Genomic DNA, 16415 nt, shown 5'->3' with positions numbered 1-16415 from the left:
ACACACCGAAGAAAAAAGGAAACAATACAAGGCATGCGCCTACGCCACATCGAAGTCTTCAACGCCGTCATGCTCACCGGCAGCGTGAGTGCCGCCGCACGCATGATCAATGTCACGCAGCCTGCCGTCAGTCGCACGCTGCAACACGCGGAGCTGCAACTCGGGTTCCAGCTCTTCCAGCGCGTCGGAGGCCGTCTCAAGCCCACCGTCGAGGCGCAGACCCTCTACCCGCACATTGAACGCCTCTTCGCCCAGCTCGATGAAGTGCAACGCCTCTCGGCCAGCCTCAAGGCCGGGCGCGGCAAAGGCGAACTGCGCGTGCACACCGTGCTCGCCTTGAGCTATGAAGTGTTCCCGCGCGCCATGCGCCTCTTTCGTGAGAAGCATCCTTCGGTGATCGTGCACCACGAAGCACTGCACTCACCGCAGATCGTCTCGTCGCTCGTGCTGCAGGAGGCCGACGTCGGTTATGTGTTCAGCGCCGTTTCGCACCCCGCGCTCGCGCAGGAGCAACTGGCCGTGCGGCGCGTGGTCTGCGTCGTGCCCAAGGGACTGCTGCCCGCGAAGCAGGTCAAGGCCGGCACCATCACCCTGGCCCAGCTCGCCAAACTTCCCGTGATCGCCCTGGATGGACAGGACCCGCTGGGCACCCTGCTGGCCCACGCCGTGCGTGACAGCGGGGCCGGACTGCAGGAAGTGATGACCGTGCAGACCTACCACGTCGCGCTGGCGCTGGCGCACCATGGCGTGGGCGTGGCCATGGTGGAGGGCTGCACGGCGGCCTCTGCAGATCTTGAGCGCGTCGATGTGCTCGCGCTCGAACCCGAGCTGGCGACGACCGTGCGCATGCTGCGTCCGTTGGCCCGGCCCAACTCCCTCATCACCCGGGCCTTCACGCGTTGCATGCAACAAGCCCTGCAGCAACTGGCCTGACGCCCTCATTCAGGACACGTGCCACACGTTGTGCGCTGCCGAAAGCGAGCGTGAAGCCCAGGGCGCCGTGCCCCGTGTTGAACAGCAGATTGTCCGGCGAGCCACGCAAACGGCCCAGCACGGGCAAGCCCGTCGGTGTGGCCGGGCGCAGGCCCGTCCATGGTTTCACATCCTCGAAGTCACCCGCGCCTGGAAACACCTCGCGCGTGCTGGTCACCAGCGACTGGATGCGATCGGCCGGAATCGTGCGATCGTGTCCCACCAGTTCGGCCATGCCCGCCACGCGCAACCGATCCCCGATTCGCGCGAACACCACCTTGCGCGCGGCATCGGTCACGTTCACCGTGGGTGCTGCACCGGTCGCCTTGCTGGCCTGCACGGTGATGCTGTAGCCCTTGATGGGATAGACCGGCACGTCCAGTCCCAATGGCGTGGCCAGGCGGCGCGAACCTGTGCCGAGCGACACCACGAAGGCATCTGCCTCGATGCGGCCTTGCCTTGTTTCAGCTGCCACGATGCGGTCGCCCTGGCGGACCAGGCCCGTGACTTCGGTCTGGAACCGGAAGCGCACGCCGCGCACGGCCAGCAATTGCTGCAACGCCTGGCACACCTTGAAGCAGTCGGCTGCGCACTCGCTGGGGGTGTGGATGGCGCCGGCGAAGCGCTGCGCATGGTGGGCCAGAGCGGGCTCGATCGCCACGGCCTCCGTCGGGGAGAGCGCGTGTTGCACCGTGCCCAGGTTGCGCTGCAGTTCCATCTGCCGGCGTGCCGCTGCGAACGACGGTGCATCGGGGTAGAGCACCAGCTTGCCCGTGGCCGAGAAGTCGCAGTCGATCGCTTCGTGTTCCATCAGTTGTTCGAAACCGGCTCGGCTCTCGGCGGCCAGCGCCAGCAGGCTGGCGGTGGTGCTGCGCGAGACGCTGGCGCGGCAAGCTGCCAGGAAACGCAGTCCCCACGCCCACTGGTGGGGGTCGAACTGCAGGCGGAATTTAAGCGGGGAATCGGGCGAAAGCAGCAGCTTGGGCAATTGCAGCCAGAGCGAGGGGTCGGCCAGCGGCTGCACGTACGAGTAGCTGAGTTGGGCGCCATTCGCGCCACTGGCGCCCGCGCCGGTCTGCGCACTGTCGACCACCGTGACCTGGTACCCGTCGCGCAGCAGTTGCCATGCCGTGGCCAGGCCGACGATGCCAGCGCCGAGCACGCAGATGTGGCGGGATGGGGTGGAATGGGTGCTCATGGACTGCGACTGTAGGCACGCGCCGGTGATCTGCAAAATGCCGTTCGCACCATCGCCCATGTCGTGAAGTCATGGCCGCCGCCGTCGCAGGCCCATAAATCCTGGGCATGGATGGGCGACAAAAAAGCATCCACCGGCTGTGAACCCTCTCCTTACACTGCGTCCTTCCCCATCATCTCCCTGCGCACCCGAATGAATCCCACGCGAGTCTTTCACCGACAGTTGCGCCACGACCTGCCTGTGGCCGTGAGCGGGCAGGGCATCACACTGACCGACGCCCAGGGCAAGACCTACCTTGACGCTTCGGGCGGTGCCGCGGTTTCCTGCCTTGGCCATGGCCATCCGGATGTGCTGGCCGCCATGCACGCGCAGATCGACCAGCTGGCCTACGCCCACACCAGCTTCTTCACCACCGAAGTGGCCGAGGAACTGGCCAGTGTGCTGATCGACAACGCCCCGGCTGGCATGAGCCACGCGTATTTCGTCAGCGGCGGGTCGGAGGCGGTGGAGGCCGCGCTCAAGATGGCGCGCCAGTATTTCGTGGAGATCGGTCAGCCGCAGCGGCGCCATTTCATTGCGCGGCGGCAGAGCTACCACGGCAACACGCTGGGCGCACTGGCCGTGGGCGGCAACGCCTGGCGGCGCGAGCAGTTCAAGCCGCTGCTGATCGACGTGGCGCACGTCTCCCCCTGCTACGAATACCGCGAACGGCGCGAGGATGAAACGCCCGAGCAGTATGGCCAGCGCCTGGTCGCCGAGCTCGAATCAACCATTGAGCGGCTCGGACCCGAATCGGTGATGGCCTTCGTGGCCGAGACCGTGGGCGGCGCCACCGCCGGCGTGCTGGTGCCCGTTCCGGGCTACTTTAAAGGCGTGCGCGAGCTCTGCGACCGCCACGGCATCCTGCTGATCCTGGACGAAGTGATGTGCGGCATGGGCCGCACCGGCACCCTGCATGCCTGCGAGCAGGACGGGGTGGTGCCCGACCTGCTCACCATCGCCAAGGGCCTGGGGGGCGGCTACCAGCCCATTGGCGCCGTGCTGGCGCAGGGCAAGCTGGTGGAGGCTTTCCGGCGCGGCAGTGGGCTCTTTCAGCACGGCCACACTTACCTGGGCCACGCCGTGGCCTGCGCCGCGGCGCTGGCGGTGCAGCGCGTCATCGAGCGCGATGGTCTCCTGGCCCAGGTGCGCGAGCGTGGTGCACAGCTGCACGGTTTGCTGCAGCAGGCCTTCGGCGACCACCCGCATGTGGGCGACATCCGCGGTCGGGGGCTGTTCTGGGGCATCGAACTGGTGGCCGATCGCGCCAGCAAGCAATGGTTCGACCCGAAGCACAAGCTGCACGCCAGCATCAAGAGCAAAGCCATGGCCAACGGCGTGCTGGTGTATCCGATGGGTGGGACGGTGGATGGCCGCAGTGGCGACCATGTGCTGCTCGCCCCGCCTTTCATCAGCACGCCCGGCGAGCTGGCGCAGATCGTGGAGCGGCTGGCGGGCGCCATCGATCTGGCCATCGCGCAGGCGGACGCGCAGCTGGTTTCATGACGCATTTGCATACCCCCTTGGGGTAAATACCATGCCCGGAGCCCAAGGTCGGCACGATGCTTGCCTTAGGATTCGAAGCATCGAGGAAGAGGCGCCTCTCGGGGGCACCGCGATTGTTCAACCAAAGCAGAAAACTGCAGGAGCTACCACCATGAAAAAATTCCAACTTTGTCTCAGCGCCATGGCCGCGGCCGCTGCCCTGATGGCTCCCACGGCTCCCGCCCAGGCCCAGCAGAAGTTCATGACCATCGGCACCGGTGGTGTCACTGGCGTGTACTACGCCGCTGGTGGCGCCATCTGCCGCCTGGTCAACAAGGACCGTGCCAAGCACGGCATTCGCTGTTCGGTGGAATCCACCGGTGGCTCGGTGTTCAACGTGAACACCATCAAGGCTGGTGAACTCGACCTGGGCTTCACCCAGTCCGACGTGCAGTTCAACTCGCTCAAGGGCGTGGGGCAATTCAAGGACGCTGGTGCCTATGGTGACCTGCGCGCCGTGTTCGCCGTGCACCCCGAGCCCTTCACCGTGCTGGCCCGCAAGGAAGCCGGCGTGACCAAGTTCGAAGACTTCAAGGGCAAGCGCTTCAACGTCGGCAACCCCGGCTCGGGCACGCGCTCGTCGATGGAAGAAATGCTGGGCGCCATGGGCTGGAAGTTGAGCGACTTCTCCCTGGCCTCCGAACTCAAGGCCGATGAGCACGGCCCTGCGCTGTGCGACGGCAAGATCGACGGCTTCTACTACGCTGTTGGCCACCCCAGCGCCAACATCCAGGATCCGACCACATCCTGCGGCGCCAAGCTGGTTTCCATCACTGGCCCTGCCATCGACAAGCTGGTGGCCGAGAAGCCGTACTACGCCAAGGTCACGCTGCCTGGTGGCCTGTACCCCAACAACCCGCAGCCGACCAACACCTACGGCGTGATCGCCACCGTGGTGGCTTCGAGCAAGACCCCGACCGATACCGTGTATGCGGTGGTGAAGTCGGTGTTCGACAACTTCGACGAGTTCAAGAAGCTGCACCCGGCGCTGGCCAACCTGAACCCGGAGAACATGGTCAAGGACGGCCTGAGCGCACCGCTGCACGAAGGTGCGGTGAAGTACTACAAGGAAAAGGGCTGGATCAAGTGATCCCCACGGGCCTGCGGGCAGGCCCGGCGTGACTCCCATGGCGAAGTGATCTTCGCCATTTTTTTTAGCCTTCTCCAGCGGACCTGACGCCATGACCACAGATCTCGAAAAAGCGCCGGAAGCCTTGCAGCAACTCGTCGCCGACAGCGACACCGGCGGACGAAAACCAACAGGCATCACGGCCGGCGTGGTGTTTGCCGTCGCCATGTTATGGGCCCTGTTCCAGTACTGGTATGCCTCGCCGCTGCCCTTTGCACTCGGCTTCGGCATCCTCAACGACACCGAGGCTCGCGCCATCCACCTGGGATTTGCCCTGTTCCTCGCCTTCCTGGCCTGGCCCGCCTTCAAGCGCTCGCCGCGCAACCGGGTGCCCGTGGTCGACTGGCTGCTGGCGCTGGTGGCCGCCTTCTGCGGCGCCTACATCATGCTGTTCTACGCCGAGCTCGCCACGCGACCGGGCCAACCCAACACCATGGACATCGTGGTTGGCACCGCCGGTGTGCTGCTGCTGCTCGAAGCCACGCGCCGTGCCGTGGGATGGCCCATGGCGGCCCTGGCGATCGTCTTCCTCGCCTACTGTCTGCTTGGTCCTCATCTGCCCGAGGTGCTCTCGCACAAGGGTGCTTCGGTCAACCGCCTGATTTCGCACATGTGGCTCACCACCGAAGGCGTGTACGGCATCGCTCTCGGGGTCTCGGCCGGCACCATCTTTGTCTACGTGCTGTTCGGCGCTCTGCTGGACCGCGCGGGCGGCGGCAACTACATGATGCAGGTCAGCTTTGCGGCGCTGGGCCATCTGCGTGGTGGACCGGCCAAAGTGGCCGTTGTGTCGTCAGCGCTCAACGGCATGATCTCCGGCTCGTCGGTCTCCAACGTGGTTTCTGGCGGCATCTTTACCATCCCGCTCATGAAGAAGGCGGGTTATGGCGGCGTGAAGGCCGGTGCCATCGAAACCATGGCATCGGTCAACGGGCAGATCATGCCGCCGGTGATGGGAGCGGCGGCCTTCCTGATGGTGGAGTACGTGGGTATCCCCTACGCCGACATCGTCAAGCACGCGTTCCTGCCGGCCACGCTCTCCTACATCGGCCTGCTGTACATCGTGCACCTTGAAGCGCTGAAGATGGGCATGCAACCGATCATCAAGACCACGCCCAAGCCCTGGCGCATTCGCGTGCTGCGCAATGCCATCGGCTTGGCCGGGACCATCGCCGTGGTGTGCGCCATCTACTACCTGTTGCAGGTGATCAAGACGGTGATGGGTGCGGCTGCACCCTATGCCGTGTCGGCCGTGGTGCTGGCGCTGTACCTGTTCTCCGTGAAGCAGGCAGCCGGCTGCCCAGATCTGCCGGACGACATCGACATCGACAATCCCAAAGCGCTCGAGACCTGGCCCACGGTGCGCGCCGGTCTGCACTACCTGATGCCGATCGCCATGTTGATCTGGTGCCTGATGGTGGAAGAAATGTCGCCTTCGCTCTCGGCGTTCTGGGCCGTGACCACGCTTGTCGTGCTCATGCTCACCCAGCGTCCGCTCATCGCGCTGTTCCGCCGCGCCAGCACGGCAGGCACGTGGCTGGCGGGCTGGAATTCGGTGGTGGGCGGTTTCAACGACGGCTCGCGCAACATGATCGGCATCGGCGTGGCCACCGCCACGGCAGGCATCATCGTCGGCGCCATCACGCTCACCGGCCTTGGGCTGCGCATGACGGAGTTCGTCGAGTTCGTGGCGCAGGGCAACGTGATGGTGATGCTGCTGTTCATCGCCTTCGTCTGTCTGGTGCTGGGCCTGGGCGTGCCGACCACGGCCAACTACGTTCTGGTCGCCACACTGATGGCGCCGGTGGTGGTCGAACTGGGTGCCCAGTCCGGGCTGATCATCCCGCTGATTGCCGTCCACCTGTTTGTCTTCTATTACGGGATCATGGGCGACATCACCCCGCCCGTGGGGCTGGCGACTTTTGCAGCGGCGGCCATTTCCGGCGAGGATGCCATCGAGACCGGCATCCAGGGTGCGGTGTATGCGCTGCGCACGGTGATCCTGCCTTTCATCTGGATCTTCAATCCGCAGTTGCTGCTGATCAACGTGCATGGTTGGGGCGAACTCATTCGCCTGGTGCTGGCCTGCACGCTGGCCACGCTTCTGTTCGCTGCCGTCACCATGAACTGGTTCCGCGTGAAGAGCCGCTGGTGGGAGACCGTGCTGCTCAGCGTGGCGGTGGTGCTGCTGTTCCGCCCCGACTTCTTCATGGACCGCATCGAACCTGAATACCGCCTGGTCCCCGCCGCTCAGGTGTACGACGTGGCGCGCGATGTGCCCACCGATGACAGGGTGGTGATGGTCATCCAGGGCCTCACCATCGAAGGCGACGAAGTGGTCAAGACCGTCGCGCTTCAACTCGGCGACCAGGGCCCGGATGGTCGCAAGCGACTTTCTGATGCCGGACTCCAGTTGATGCCGCTCGGTGACACCGTGCAGATCGGGCAGGTGAAATTCGGCACGCGTGCGGCCAAGTCCGGTTTTGAACAGGGTTGGGATGTGACAGGCGTTCAGGTGCCGACCGACCGGCCGACATCGCACTGGTTCTATCTGCCTGCACTGTTGCTGGTGCTGCTGGTCTGGTGGAACCAGGGCCGTCGCATGCGACCTACGCCAGTGGCTCAGCCGGCATGACGCGCGTCGCCCTCATTCATGCGCTGTCGCACTCGGTTGCGCCCATCAACGACGAGCTCGAGCGTGCCTGGCCCGAGGCGGTGCGCATGAACCTGCTGGACGACAGCCTTTCGGCCGACCTCGCGCGAAGCGGCAGTGGACTGGATGAAACCATGCACCAGCGCTTCGAGACCCTGGCAGCCTATGCCGAGGGCACCGGGGCGCAGGCCATCCTGTTCACTTGCTCGGCCTTTGGGTCCTGCATCGAAGCCGTGGCCGCACGCCGACCGCACATGCCGGTGCTCAAACCCAACGAGGCCATGGTGGCCGAGGCGGTGGCGCGTGGAGGTCGCATCGGATTGGTGGCATCGTTTGCGCCCACGTTGCTTTCCATGCCGCCTGAGTTTCCGTCCGGCACCGAACTGGTCACCTGCCTCGCAGAGGGCGCCATGGACGCGCTGAACCGCGGAGACGACGCCGGCCACGACGAGCGCGTGGTGGAGGCCGCTCACTGGCTGGCGGGCCAGGGCTGCGATCTGATCGCTCTTGCGCAATTCAGCATGGCGCGTGCCCAGCGGCCCGTGCACAAGGCCACGGGCCTGCCCGTGCTCACCACCCCCGGCAGCGCCGTGCGCGTATTGCGCCAGCGCCTGGGAGTCTGAATGGGCAAGGCGAAGGAAAGCGCAGCGGCTACAATCTAAGGTTGCCGTGAAGTGGACAACCGGCCGCCCAGCGAACCCTTTGCGCTGCGTCGGAAACCCCCTACGAGGCGCGCGGGTGGCGAAATTGGTAGACGCACCAGGTTTAGGTCCTGACGCCAGCAATGGTGTGGGGGTTCGAGTCCCCCCCCGCGCACCACACCACAGACAAAGCATTTCCCCGGGTCGGCCAGACAGGCTGGTTGACCGACACCCTTTTGGAGAGAACCATGACCGTGACCGTTGAAACCCTGGAGAAGCTGGAGCGCAAGATCACGCTGACGCTGCCGGCCGATGTGATCCAGAACGAAGTGTCCAGCCGCCTCAAGCGCATTGCCCGCGACGTGAAAATGGACGGATTCCGTCCCGGCAAGGTGCCCATGAACGTCGTGGCCCAGCGCTACGGCTACTCGGTGCACTACGAGGTCATGAACGACAAGGTGGGTGAGGCCTTTGCCAGCGCCGCCAACGAAGCGCAATTGCGCGTGGCCGGGCAGCCGAAGATCACCGAGAAGGAAGGCGCGCCTGAAGGCCAGTTGACCTTCGACGCTGTTTTCGAGGTCTATCCCGAAGTGAAGATCGCCGATCTGTCCACCGCCACGGTCGAGAAAGTGGCCGCCGAAGTCGACGACGCCGCCATCGACCGCACGCTCGACATCCTGCGCAAGCAGCGCCGCACCTTCGCGCAGCGCGCGCAGGACCAGGCCGCCCAGGACGGCGACCGCGCCACCATCGACTTCAGCGGCAAGATCGACGGCGAGCCTTTTGAGGGCGGCAAGGCCGAGGCCTTCCAGTTCATCGTGGGCGATGGCCAGATGCTCAAGGAATTCGAAGACGCCGTGCGCGGCATGAAGATTGGCGAATCCAAGACCTTCCCACTGGCTTTCCCGGCCGATTACCACGGCAAGGACGTGGCCGGCAAGACCGCCGACTTCCTGGTCACGGTCAACAAGCTCGAAGCCGCCCACCTGCCGGAGGTGGATGAAGCCCTGGCCAAGTCGCTCGGCATCGCCGAAGGCACCGTGGAAGGCCTGCGCGCCGACATCCGCAAGAACCTGGAGCGCGAAGTCAAGTTCCGCCTGCAGGCCCGCAACAAGCAGGCCGTGATGGACGCGCTGATCGCCAAGGCCGAACTGGATCTGCCCAAGTCGGTGGTGCAGTCCGAACTCGACCGCCTCGTGGAAGGTGCCCGCGCCGACCTGAAGCAGCGTGGCGTGAAGGACGCCGACAAGGCGCCGATCCCTGAGGAACTGTTCCGCCCGCAGGCCGAACGTCGTGTGCGTCTGGGCCTGGTGGTGGCTGAGCTGGTGCGCGCCAACGAACTGCACGCCAAGCCCGAGCAGATCAAGGCCCACATCGAGGAACTGTCGGCTTCCTACGAGAAGCCGGCCGATGTGGTGCGCTGGTACCAGAGCGACAACCGCCGCATGGCCGAAGTCGAAGCCATCGTGATCGAGAACAACGTCACGGAATTCGTGCTGTCCAAGGCTCAGGTCACGGAAAAATCCGTCAGCTTCGATGAACTGATGGCCCAGTCCTGATCGGGATTCCAGGTCAACGAAACAGGGCGGAGCGATCCGCCCTTTCTTTTTCCGGTTCGTCCCCCATCTGCCAGTATCTCCGCGGCCCTGCGGTCGTTCCGGTCTTGCGCCAGGGCGGATGGCGGCCTCGGCGGGTTGGTTACAGTAGTGGCATGGCAAGCATCAACACATGGAGAAACGCATGAGCGCAATGGACATTCAAGGTTTGGGCATGGTGCCCATGGTCATCGAGCAGTCGGGCCGCGGCGAACGCTCCTACGACATCTACTCGCGCCTGCTCAAGGAACGCGTGATCTTCCTGGTGGGCGAGGTGAACGACCAGACCGCCAACCTCGTGGTGGCGCAGTTGCTGTTCCTGGAGAGCGAGAACCCCGACAAGGACATTTCGTTCTACATCAACTCGCCCGGCGGCAGCGTGACCGCCGGCATGGCGATCTACGACACGATGAATTTCATCAAGCCCGACGTGTCCACGCTGTGCTGCGGCTTTGCCGCCAGCATGGGCGCCTTCCTGCTGGCCGCAGGCGCCAAGGGCAAGCGTTTCTCACTGCCCAACTCCAAGATCATGATTCACCAGGTGCTGGGCGGCGCACGAGGCCAGGCCACCGACATCGAGATCCATGCCCGCGACATCCTGCGCACCAAGGACCAGATGAACCGCATCCTGGCCGAACGCACGGGCCAGCCGCTGGAAAAGATCAAGCAGGACACCGAGCGCGACTACTTCCTCACGGCCGGCGAAGCCCACGAATATGGCCTGATCGACAAGGTCATCGAAAAGCGGCCCGGCACGACTTGAGGCGCTATTGCAGGCCGACCGGCCGTTGAGGGGCGATAAATGGTGGACATGGTGCCAATTCCGGCGCTTTTCCCCCGTTTGTCCCCCTTCGCCCTTGAACTATCATTGTTGACATCGCTTCACCCGAGCCCTCCAACCTATGGCCGACAAAAAAGCCGCCTCTAGTGAAAAAGCACTCTACTGCTCGTTTTGCGGCAAGAGCCAGCACGAGGTCAAGAAGCTGATCGCCGGTCCTTCGGTGTTCATCTGCGACGAGTGCATCGACCTGTGCAACGACATCATTCGCGATGAGTTGCCCGGTCTCGAGTCGGTCAAAGCGTCGGGCGATGATGTCCCCACGCCCGCCCAGATCAAGGCGAACCTGGACAACTACGTCATCGGTCAGCAGCCCGCCAAGCGCGCGCTGGCCGTGGCGGTCTACAACCACTACAAGCGTCTGCGTCACAAGCAGGCGGCTCGCAAGGACGATGTGGAACTGGCCAAGAGCAACATCCTGCTCATCGGTCCCACCGGTTCGGGCAAGACGTTGCTGGCCCAGACCATGGCGCGCATGCTCAACGTGCCTTTCGTCATGGCCGATGCCACCACGCTGACCGAAGCCGGCTACGTGGGTGAGGACGTGGAGAACATCGTGGCCAAGCTGCTCCAGAGCTGCAACTACGACGTCGAACGCGCCCAGCAGGGCATCGTCTACATCGATGAGATCGACAAGATCACCCGCAAGTCCGACAACCCCTCGATCACCCGAGACGTGTCGGGCGAAGGCGTTCAGCAGGCTCTGCTCAAGCTCATCGAGGGCACCATGGCCTCCGTGCCGCCTCAGGGCGGCCGCAAGCATCCGAACCAGGATTTCCTGCAGGTGGACACCACCAACATCCTGTTCATCTGCGGTGGCGCGTTTGCCGGGCTGGAGAAGATCATCGACAACCGCACCGAGGCGTCGGGGATCGGGTTTGGCGCCACCGTCAAGAGCAAGCAGCAGCGCAGCGTGACCGAGGCGTTCAAGGAGATCGAGCCGGAAGACCTGATCAAGTTCGGCTTGATCCCGGAGCTTGTCGGCCGTGTGCCTGTGATCGCAGCACTCTCGGAACTCAGCGAGGATGCATTGGTCGAAATCCTGACCGAGCCGAAGAATGCGGTCGTCAAACAGTTTTCCCGGCTGCTGTCCATGGAAGGCGCCGAACTGGAAGTGCGCCCTACGGCGCTCAAGGCCATCGCTCGCAAGGCACTGGCGCGCAAGACCGGCGCTCGCGGTCTGCGTTCGATCCTGGAAAACGCGCTGATCGACACCATGTTCGATCTGCCGGGCATGAGCAATGTGGAGAAGGTGGTGGTCGACGAGTCCACCATCGATGAGAACAAGCCGCCCCTGCTGGTGTACCGCGAAGCGGCCAGGCAGGCCTGATGGTCCACCGGCGCACGCATTGCGGGCGTCGAAGCGGTCGATGCGTCCGGTTGAGATCGCCCGCACCAACCCCATTTACCCGTTTTAGTCGAGGTTGACATGTCCGGACAAACTCCTTTACCCAGTTCGCCGGTTGAACTCCCGTTGCTGCCTTTGCGCGACGTGGTCGTGTTCCCGCACATGGTGATCCCACTGTTCGTGGGTCGCCCCAAGAGCATCAAGGCGCTTGAAGCCGCGATGGAATCCGAGCGCCGCATCATGCTGGTGGCGCAGAAGGCCGCCGCCAAGGACGAACCGTCCACCGACGACATGTTCGAGATGGGCTGCGTGGCCACCATCCTGCAGATGCTCAAGCTGCCCGACGGCACGGTGAAAGTGCTGGTCGAGGGCGTGCAGCGCGCCAAGGTGCTCGATATCCGCGACGGTGAGACCCATTTCGTCGCCAGCGTCAGCCCGGTCGATCCGGGCGTCGAAAAGGCCGACACCCCGTCCAACGAGCTCGAAGCCCTGCGTCGCGCCGTGATGCAGCAGTTCGACCAGTACGTCAAGCTCAACAAGAAGATCCCCTCCGAGATCCTCACGTCCATCTCCAGCATCGACGATCCGGGTCGTCTGGCCGACACGATCGCCGCCCATCTGCCCCTCAAGCTCGAGTCCAAGCAGGTCGTGCTCGATCTCGACCCGGTGAACAAGCGGCTGGAGAACCTGTTCGAACAACTCGAGCGCGAGGTCGACATCCTCAACGTCGACAAGAAGATCCGCGGGCGCGTGAAGCGCCAGATGGAAAAGAACCAGCGCGACTTCTACCTCAACGAGCAGGTCAAGGCCATCCAGAAGGAACTGGGTGAAGGCGAAGAGGGTGCCGACATCGAAGAGATCGAAAAGAAGATCAAGGCCGCCAAGATGCCCGCCGAGGCGCGCAAGAAGGCCGATGCCGAATTCAAGAAGCTCAAGCTGATGTCGCCCATGTCGGCCGAGGCCACCGTGGTGCGCAACTACATCGACGCACTCGTGGCGCTGCCCTGGAGCAAGAAGACCAAGATCAAGCACGACCTGGCGCATGCCGAGGCGGTGCTGAACGAAGACCACTACGGCCTGGAAAAGGTGAAGGACCGCATCCTGGAATACCTCGCGGTCCAGCAGCGCGTGGACAAGGTCAAGGCGCCGATCCTGTGCCTGGTCGGCCCGCCTGGTGTGGGCAAGACCTCGCTGGGTCAGTCGGTGGCCAAGGCCACGGGGCGCAAGTACGTGCGCATGGCGCTGGGGGGCATGCGAGACGAGGCAGAGATCCGCGGGCACCGCCGCACCTACATCGGCGCGATGCCTGGCAAGGTCCTGCAGAGCCTGTCCAAGGTCGGCACCCGCAACCCGCTGTTCCTGCTCGACGAAATCGACAAGCTCGGCACCGACTTCCGGGGTGATCCTTCGAGCGCGCTGCTCGAGGTGCTGGACCCGGAACAGAACCACACCTTCGGCGATCACTACGTCGAGGTCGACTTCGACCTCTCCGATGTGATGTTCGTTGCGACCTCGAACTCGATGAACATTCCGCCAGCGTTGCTGGACCGCATGGAAGTGATCCGCCTCTCGGGGTACACCGAGGACGAGAAGGTCAACATCGCCATGCGTTATCTGCTGCCCAAGCAGCTCAAGAACAACGGCCTGAAAGAGGGCGAGCTCGAGGTGCGCGAGGAAGCCGTGCGCGACATCGTTCGTTATTACACGCGTGAGGCCGGCGTCCGTTCGCTGGAACGCGATCTCTCCAAGATCTGCCGCAAGGTCGTCAAGGGCCTGTTGCTCAAGAAGTACACCCCCACCGTGGTGGTGACGGCCGACAACCTCAGCGAGTTCCTGGGTGTGCGCAAGTACAACTACGGACGCGCCGAGGCGCAGAACCAGGTGGGTCAGGTGGTTGGCCTGGCCTGGACCGAAGTGGGCGGCGACCTGCTGACCATCGAGGTTGCCACGATGCCGGGCAAGGGTGTCATCACGCGCACCGGCTCGCTGGGCGATGTGATGAAGGAATCGGTGGAGGCGGCCCGCACCGTGGTTCGCAGTCGTGCGCACATGCTGGGTATCAAGGACGAGCAGTTCGACAAGCGCGACATCCACATCCACGTGCCGGACGGCGCCACGCCCAAGGATGGCCCAAGTGCTGGCGCAGCCATGACCACCGCTCTGGTGTCGGCCATTACCGGCATTCCCGTGCGCGCCGACGTGGCCATGACGGGCGAGATCACGTTGCGTGGAGAGGTCACGGCCATCGGGGGGTTGAAGGAGAAGATGCTGGCGGCTCTGCGCGGCGGCATCAAGACCGTGATCATTCCTGAAGAGAACGTCAAAGACCTGGCTGATATCCCCGACAACGTGAAGCAGGGCCTGGAGATCGTGCCGGTGAAATGGATCGACAAGGTGCTCTCGATTGCGTTGGAGCGCCAACCCGTTCCCCTGACCGATGAAGAGGTGGCGGCGCAGATCGCGGCCGCTTCAGTGCGCACGCCAGCTCCGCCACCGGACGCCGTGAAGCACTGATCAAAAAATGAAACCGGCTTGAAAGAGCCGGTTTTTTTTGCGCTATAATTTTGGTTTTCGGCGAGCACAGAATTGATTCTGCGCAAGCATGAAAACATGCGGGAATAGCTCAGTTGGTAGAGCGCAACCTTGCCAAGGTTGAGGTCGCGAGTTCGAGTCTCGTTTCCCGCTCCAGATTCAAAAAGGGAAGCTCTGCTTCCCTTTTTTGTCAGGGTTTCAGATTGGTGTTTTGGGCACTGATTCTGATGGCGCGATAGCAAAGCGGTTATGCCCCGGATTGCAAATCCGGTTAGTCCGGTTCGACTCCGGATCGCGCCTCCAAAAATTTCTAGGTACTTCAAACACTTAGCCGCGAACACCGCGGCTTTTTTGTTTCTGGCTGCGCTGGGACTGCGCCAGGAAGCGTGTTTGTGCTACCAAAATTCGTAGCATTGCTACCGTTGTCCGGACTCATTTGTCCGACGAGTCAAGTTAGCATTCGCGCATGGCATCCATTCAAAAGCGCGGGGACAAGTACCAGGTTCGCATCAAACACAAGCTGCTGCCAAAGCCGCTGTTTGTGACGCTCGATAGCGAGGCTGCGGCCACTACATATGCAGACCACATCGAGCAGCTGCTCGATCGTGGCATCGTGCCGGCCGAGCTGCTCGAAGACTCACGGCGTCGCATTGGCAGGCGTCTGGATGACCTGGTCGACGCCTATCGAAAGAGCGTGTCTGTGGCTCCCTCAGATCACGAGACCCTGGCGCTGCTTGAGCGTGAAGTCGGCGCGTCTCGCACGTCCAACATCAGTGCGCGCTGGGCGGATGAATGGGTGCGCACCATGAAGGTCAGGCAGCACCTTGCTCCTGGCACGGTGCGCAAGCGTGTGGGCGCGCTGGCAAGGGTGATGGACTGGCACATACGCGCTACCTTGAAGGACGGCGACTTGCAGCCCGCCAATCCTTTGCGCATGATGCCGCGCGGCTATAGCCAGTACACCCCAGCCGAGGCTGCGGAGCTGGCCAAGGTCAACAAGCGGCCCAAGAACGACAACGCGCGAGACAGGCGTCTTGATGCCGATGAAGAGGCCCGCATCAGGGCTGCGTTGGCCGGCGTGAAGCGCGACGACAGAGAGCGTGGGCTGCAAGTCGATGATGCCTTCGTGCTGCTGTTCGACCTGGTGGTGAACACGGGCCTGCGGCTGTCGGAAGCGTTCAAGCTGCGGGTGGATCAGGTTGACCATGCGCGGGGCGTGCTGCGCGTGGAAGGCTCCAAGGGGGAGCGTGGGCGGATCAAGCCGAGGGTGGTGCCCCTGGTGCCGGCACTGCGGTTGATCCTGGCGCAGTGGTGCAAGGACCGCGTGGGCCTGGTGTTCCCGTTCTGGTCCGGCGCCGAGGATGACATCAAGCGGGCATCCAACCGGCTGTCTGCACGCTTCGCCGTGCTATTCGCCTATGCCAAGGTCGATGGATTCACCGAACACGACCTGCGCCACGAAGCGACGTGCCGGTGGATCACGATGCGCGATAAGTCCGGCCGCTGGATGTGGAGCGAGATCGAGGTCTGCAAAATCATGGGATGGAGCGATCCCAAAATGTTCCTTCGCTATGCCTCACTGCGGGGTGAGGATCTGGCTGACCGCATGCTGGGGTAACAGCCGAAGGCCTGGCGGCTCGCGCCGCTTGCGTGACTTCGGCGAGACGATCACTGCCGCAGGCGCGTCGGGCTTCGACGGCGTGCTCCGCTTGGCAGCCTCTTCCAGGCTGATGCGCTTCACGGCCTCGATCACCAGCTCATAGACGAACACCCAGCTGTCACCGAATTTGGTGCCGGGAATTCTGCCGGTGCGTGCATAGTCCTCCACAGTGCGCTCGCTGCACCGGAGCAGGGTGGCTAACTGGGCGGCGTTGAGAATGGGTGGGGTGTCAGTCATACGTGAAACACGTGCGGCATGCGGTAGT

General features: G+C 63.6%; 12 protein-coding genes and 3 tRNA genes. 13 read left to right on the top strand and 2 right to left on the bottom strand.

Annotation, left to right across the window (positions count from 1 at the left end):
• Positions 1-33: 33 nt before the first annotated feature.
• Entirely contained in the window at positions 34-933 is a 900-nt protein-coding gene (locus ACTIF6_RS09395) for a LysR family transcriptional regulator (protein ID WP_439587703.1), read from the top strand.
• Here ACTIF6_RS09395 and ACTIF6_RS09390 read toward each other — a convergent pair.
• Positions 893-2170 (bottom strand): D-amino acid dehydrogenase, encoded by a 1278-nt coding sequence (locus ACTIF6_RS09390; RefSeq protein ID WP_439587702.1) that lies wholly within the window; start codon positions 2168-2170, stop codon positions 893-895. The two genes, ACTIF6_RS09395 and ACTIF6_RS09390, sit on opposite strands and share 41 nt — an antisense overlap.
• A gap of 192 nt (positions 2171-2362) precedes the next feature.
• On the opposite strand from ACTIF6_RS09390, the gene ACTIF6_RS09385 reads away from it, so the two are divergent.
• The 12 genes from ACTIF6_RS09385 (at position 2363) to ACTIF6_RS09330 (ending at position 16108) form a co-directional block, all read left to right on the top strand.
• The gene (locus tag ACTIF6_RS09385; protein WP_439587701.1) at positions 2363-3715 is read left to right on the top strand and encodes an aspartate aminotransferase family protein; all 1353 of its coding nucleotides are present in this window, start codon (positions 2363-2365) and stop codon (positions 3713-3715) included.
• Between the two features lie 151 nt (positions 3716-3866).
• The gene (locus tag ACTIF6_RS09380) at positions 3867-4844 is read left to right on the top strand and encodes a TAXI family TRAP transporter solute-binding subunit (RefSeq protein WP_439587700.1); all 978 of its coding nucleotides are present in this window, start codon (positions 3867-3869) and stop codon (positions 4842-4844) included.
• Between the two features lie 91 nt (positions 4845-4935).
• Positions 4936-7518 carry a TRAP transporter permease gene (locus tag ACTIF6_RS09375; protein WP_439587699.1) on the top strand — a complete coding sequence of 861 codons (2583 nt, stop codon included), beginning with the start codon at positions 4936-4938 and terminating at the stop codon, positions 7516-7518.
• Positions 7515-8159, top strand: a complete 645-nt coding sequence (locus tag ACTIF6_RS09370; protein ID WP_439587698.1) for an aspartate/glutamate racemase family protein — start codon at positions 7515-7517, stop codon at positions 8157-8159. Before ACTIF6_RS09375 ends, ACTIF6_RS09370 begins: the two co-directional genes overlap by 4 nt.
• A 109-nt stretch (positions 8160-8268) precedes the next feature.
• A tRNA-Leu gene (locus ACTIF6_RS09365) sits at positions 8269-8355 on the top strand.
• A 70-nt stretch (positions 8356-8425) separates the two neighbouring features.
• Entirely contained in the window at positions 8426-9736 is a 1311-nt protein-coding gene (gene tig / locus ACTIF6_RS09360; protein ID WP_439587697.1) for a trigger factor, read from the top strand.
• Positions 9737-9917: 181 nt separating this feature from the next.
• Positions 9918-10535 carry an ATP-dependent Clp endopeptidase proteolytic subunit ClpP gene (gene clpP, locus ACTIF6_RS09355; RefSeq protein ID WP_439587696.1) on the top strand — a complete coding sequence of 206 codons (618 nt, stop codon included), beginning with the start codon at positions 9918-9920 and terminating at the stop codon, positions 10533-10535.
• 139 nt (positions 10536-10674) lie between these two features.
• Positions 10675-11940 (top strand): ATP-dependent Clp protease ATP-binding subunit ClpX, encoded by a 1266-nt coding sequence (clpX, locus tag ACTIF6_RS09350; RefSeq protein WP_439587695.1) that lies wholly within the window; start codon positions 10675-10677, stop codon positions 11938-11940.
• Between the two features lie 99 nt (positions 11941-12039).
• The gene (lon, locus tag ACTIF6_RS09345; protein WP_439587694.1) at positions 12040-14472 is read left to right on the top strand and encodes an endopeptidase La; all 2433 of its coding nucleotides are present in this window, start codon (positions 12040-12042) and stop codon (positions 14470-14472) included.
• 98 nt (positions 14473-14570) lie between these two features.
• A tRNA-Gly gene (locus ACTIF6_RS09340) sits at positions 14571-14646 on the top strand.
• Between the two features lie 73 nt (positions 14647-14719).
• A tRNA-Cys gene (locus tag ACTIF6_RS09335) sits at positions 14720-14793 on the top strand.
• 163 nt (positions 14794-14956) lie between these two features.
• Positions 14957-16108 (top strand): site-specific integrase, encoded by a 1152-nt coding sequence (locus ACTIF6_RS09330; RefSeq protein ID WP_439587693.1) that lies wholly within the window; start codon positions 14957-14959, stop codon positions 16106-16108.
• Here the strand turns inward: ACTIF6_RS09330 and ACTIF6_RS09325 are convergent.
• The gene (locus ACTIF6_RS09325) at positions 16067-16387 is read right to left on the bottom strand and encodes a helix-turn-helix domain-containing protein (RefSeq protein WP_439587692.1); all 321 of its coding nucleotides are present in this window, start codon (positions 16385-16387) and stop codon (positions 16067-16069) included. The genes ACTIF6_RS09330 and ACTIF6_RS09325 overlap by 42 nt on opposite strands.
• Positions 16388-16415 lie beyond the last annotated feature (28 nt).

It is taken from the genome of Hydrogenophaga sp., from assembly GCF_051860785.1.
Lineage (GTDB): Bacteria > Pseudomonadota > Gammaproteobacteria > Burkholderiales > Burkholderiaceae_C > Hydrogenophaga.
This window is presented reverse-complemented; position numbering and strand designations above follow the sequence as displayed.

What these genes read in the sequence shown, in the direction of transcription:
- tig (WP_439587697.1), top strand. Translation starts at nt 8,426, where the DNA reads ATGACCGTGACCGTTGAAACCCTGGAGAAGCTGGAGCGCAAGATCACG.
- lon (WP_439587694.1), top strand. Translation starts at nt 12,040, where the DNA reads ATGTCCGGACAAACTCCTTTACCCAGTTCGCCGGTTGAACTCCCGTTG.
- ACTIF6_RS09390 (WP_439587702.1), bottom strand. Translation starts at nt 2,170, where the DNA reads ATGAGCACCCATTCCACCCCATCCCGCCACATCTGCGTGCTCGGCGCT.
- ACTIF6_RS09370 (WP_439587698.1), top strand. Translation starts at nt 7,515, where the DNA reads ATGACGCGCGTCGCCCTCATTCATGCGCTGTCGCACTCGGTTGCGCCC.
- ACTIF6_RS09325 (WP_439587692.1), bottom strand. Translation starts at nt 16,387, where the DNA reads ATGACTGACACCCCACCCATTCTCAACGCCGCCCAGTTAGCCACCCTG.
- clpX (WP_439587695.1), top strand. Translation starts at nt 10,675, where the DNA reads ATGGCCGACAAAAAAGCCGCCTCTAGTGAAAAAGCACTCTACTGCTCG.
- ACTIF6_RS09375 (WP_439587699.1), top strand. Translation starts at nt 4,936, where the DNA reads ATGACCACAGATCTCGAAAAAGCGCCGGAAGCCTTGCAGCAACTCGTC.
- ACTIF6_RS09380 (WP_439587700.1), top strand. Translation starts at nt 3,867, where the DNA reads ATGAAAAAATTCCAACTTTGTCTCAGCGCCATGGCCGCGGCCGCTGCC.
- ACTIF6_RS09330 (WP_439587693.1), top strand. Translation starts at nt 14,957, where the DNA reads ATGGCATCCATTCAAAAGCGCGGGGACAAGTACCAGGTTCGCATCAAA.
- clpP (WP_439587696.1), top strand. Translation starts at nt 9,918, where the DNA reads ATGAGCGCAATGGACATTCAAGGTTTGGGCATGGTGCCCATGGTCATC.
- ACTIF6_RS09395 (WP_439587703.1), top strand. Translation starts at nt 34, where the DNA reads ATGCGCCTACGCCACATCGAAGTCTTCAACGCCGTCATGCTCACCGGC.
- ACTIF6_RS09385 (WP_439587701.1), top strand. Translation starts at nt 2,363, where the DNA reads ATGAATCCCACGCGAGTCTTTCACCGACAGTTGCGCCACGACCTGCCT.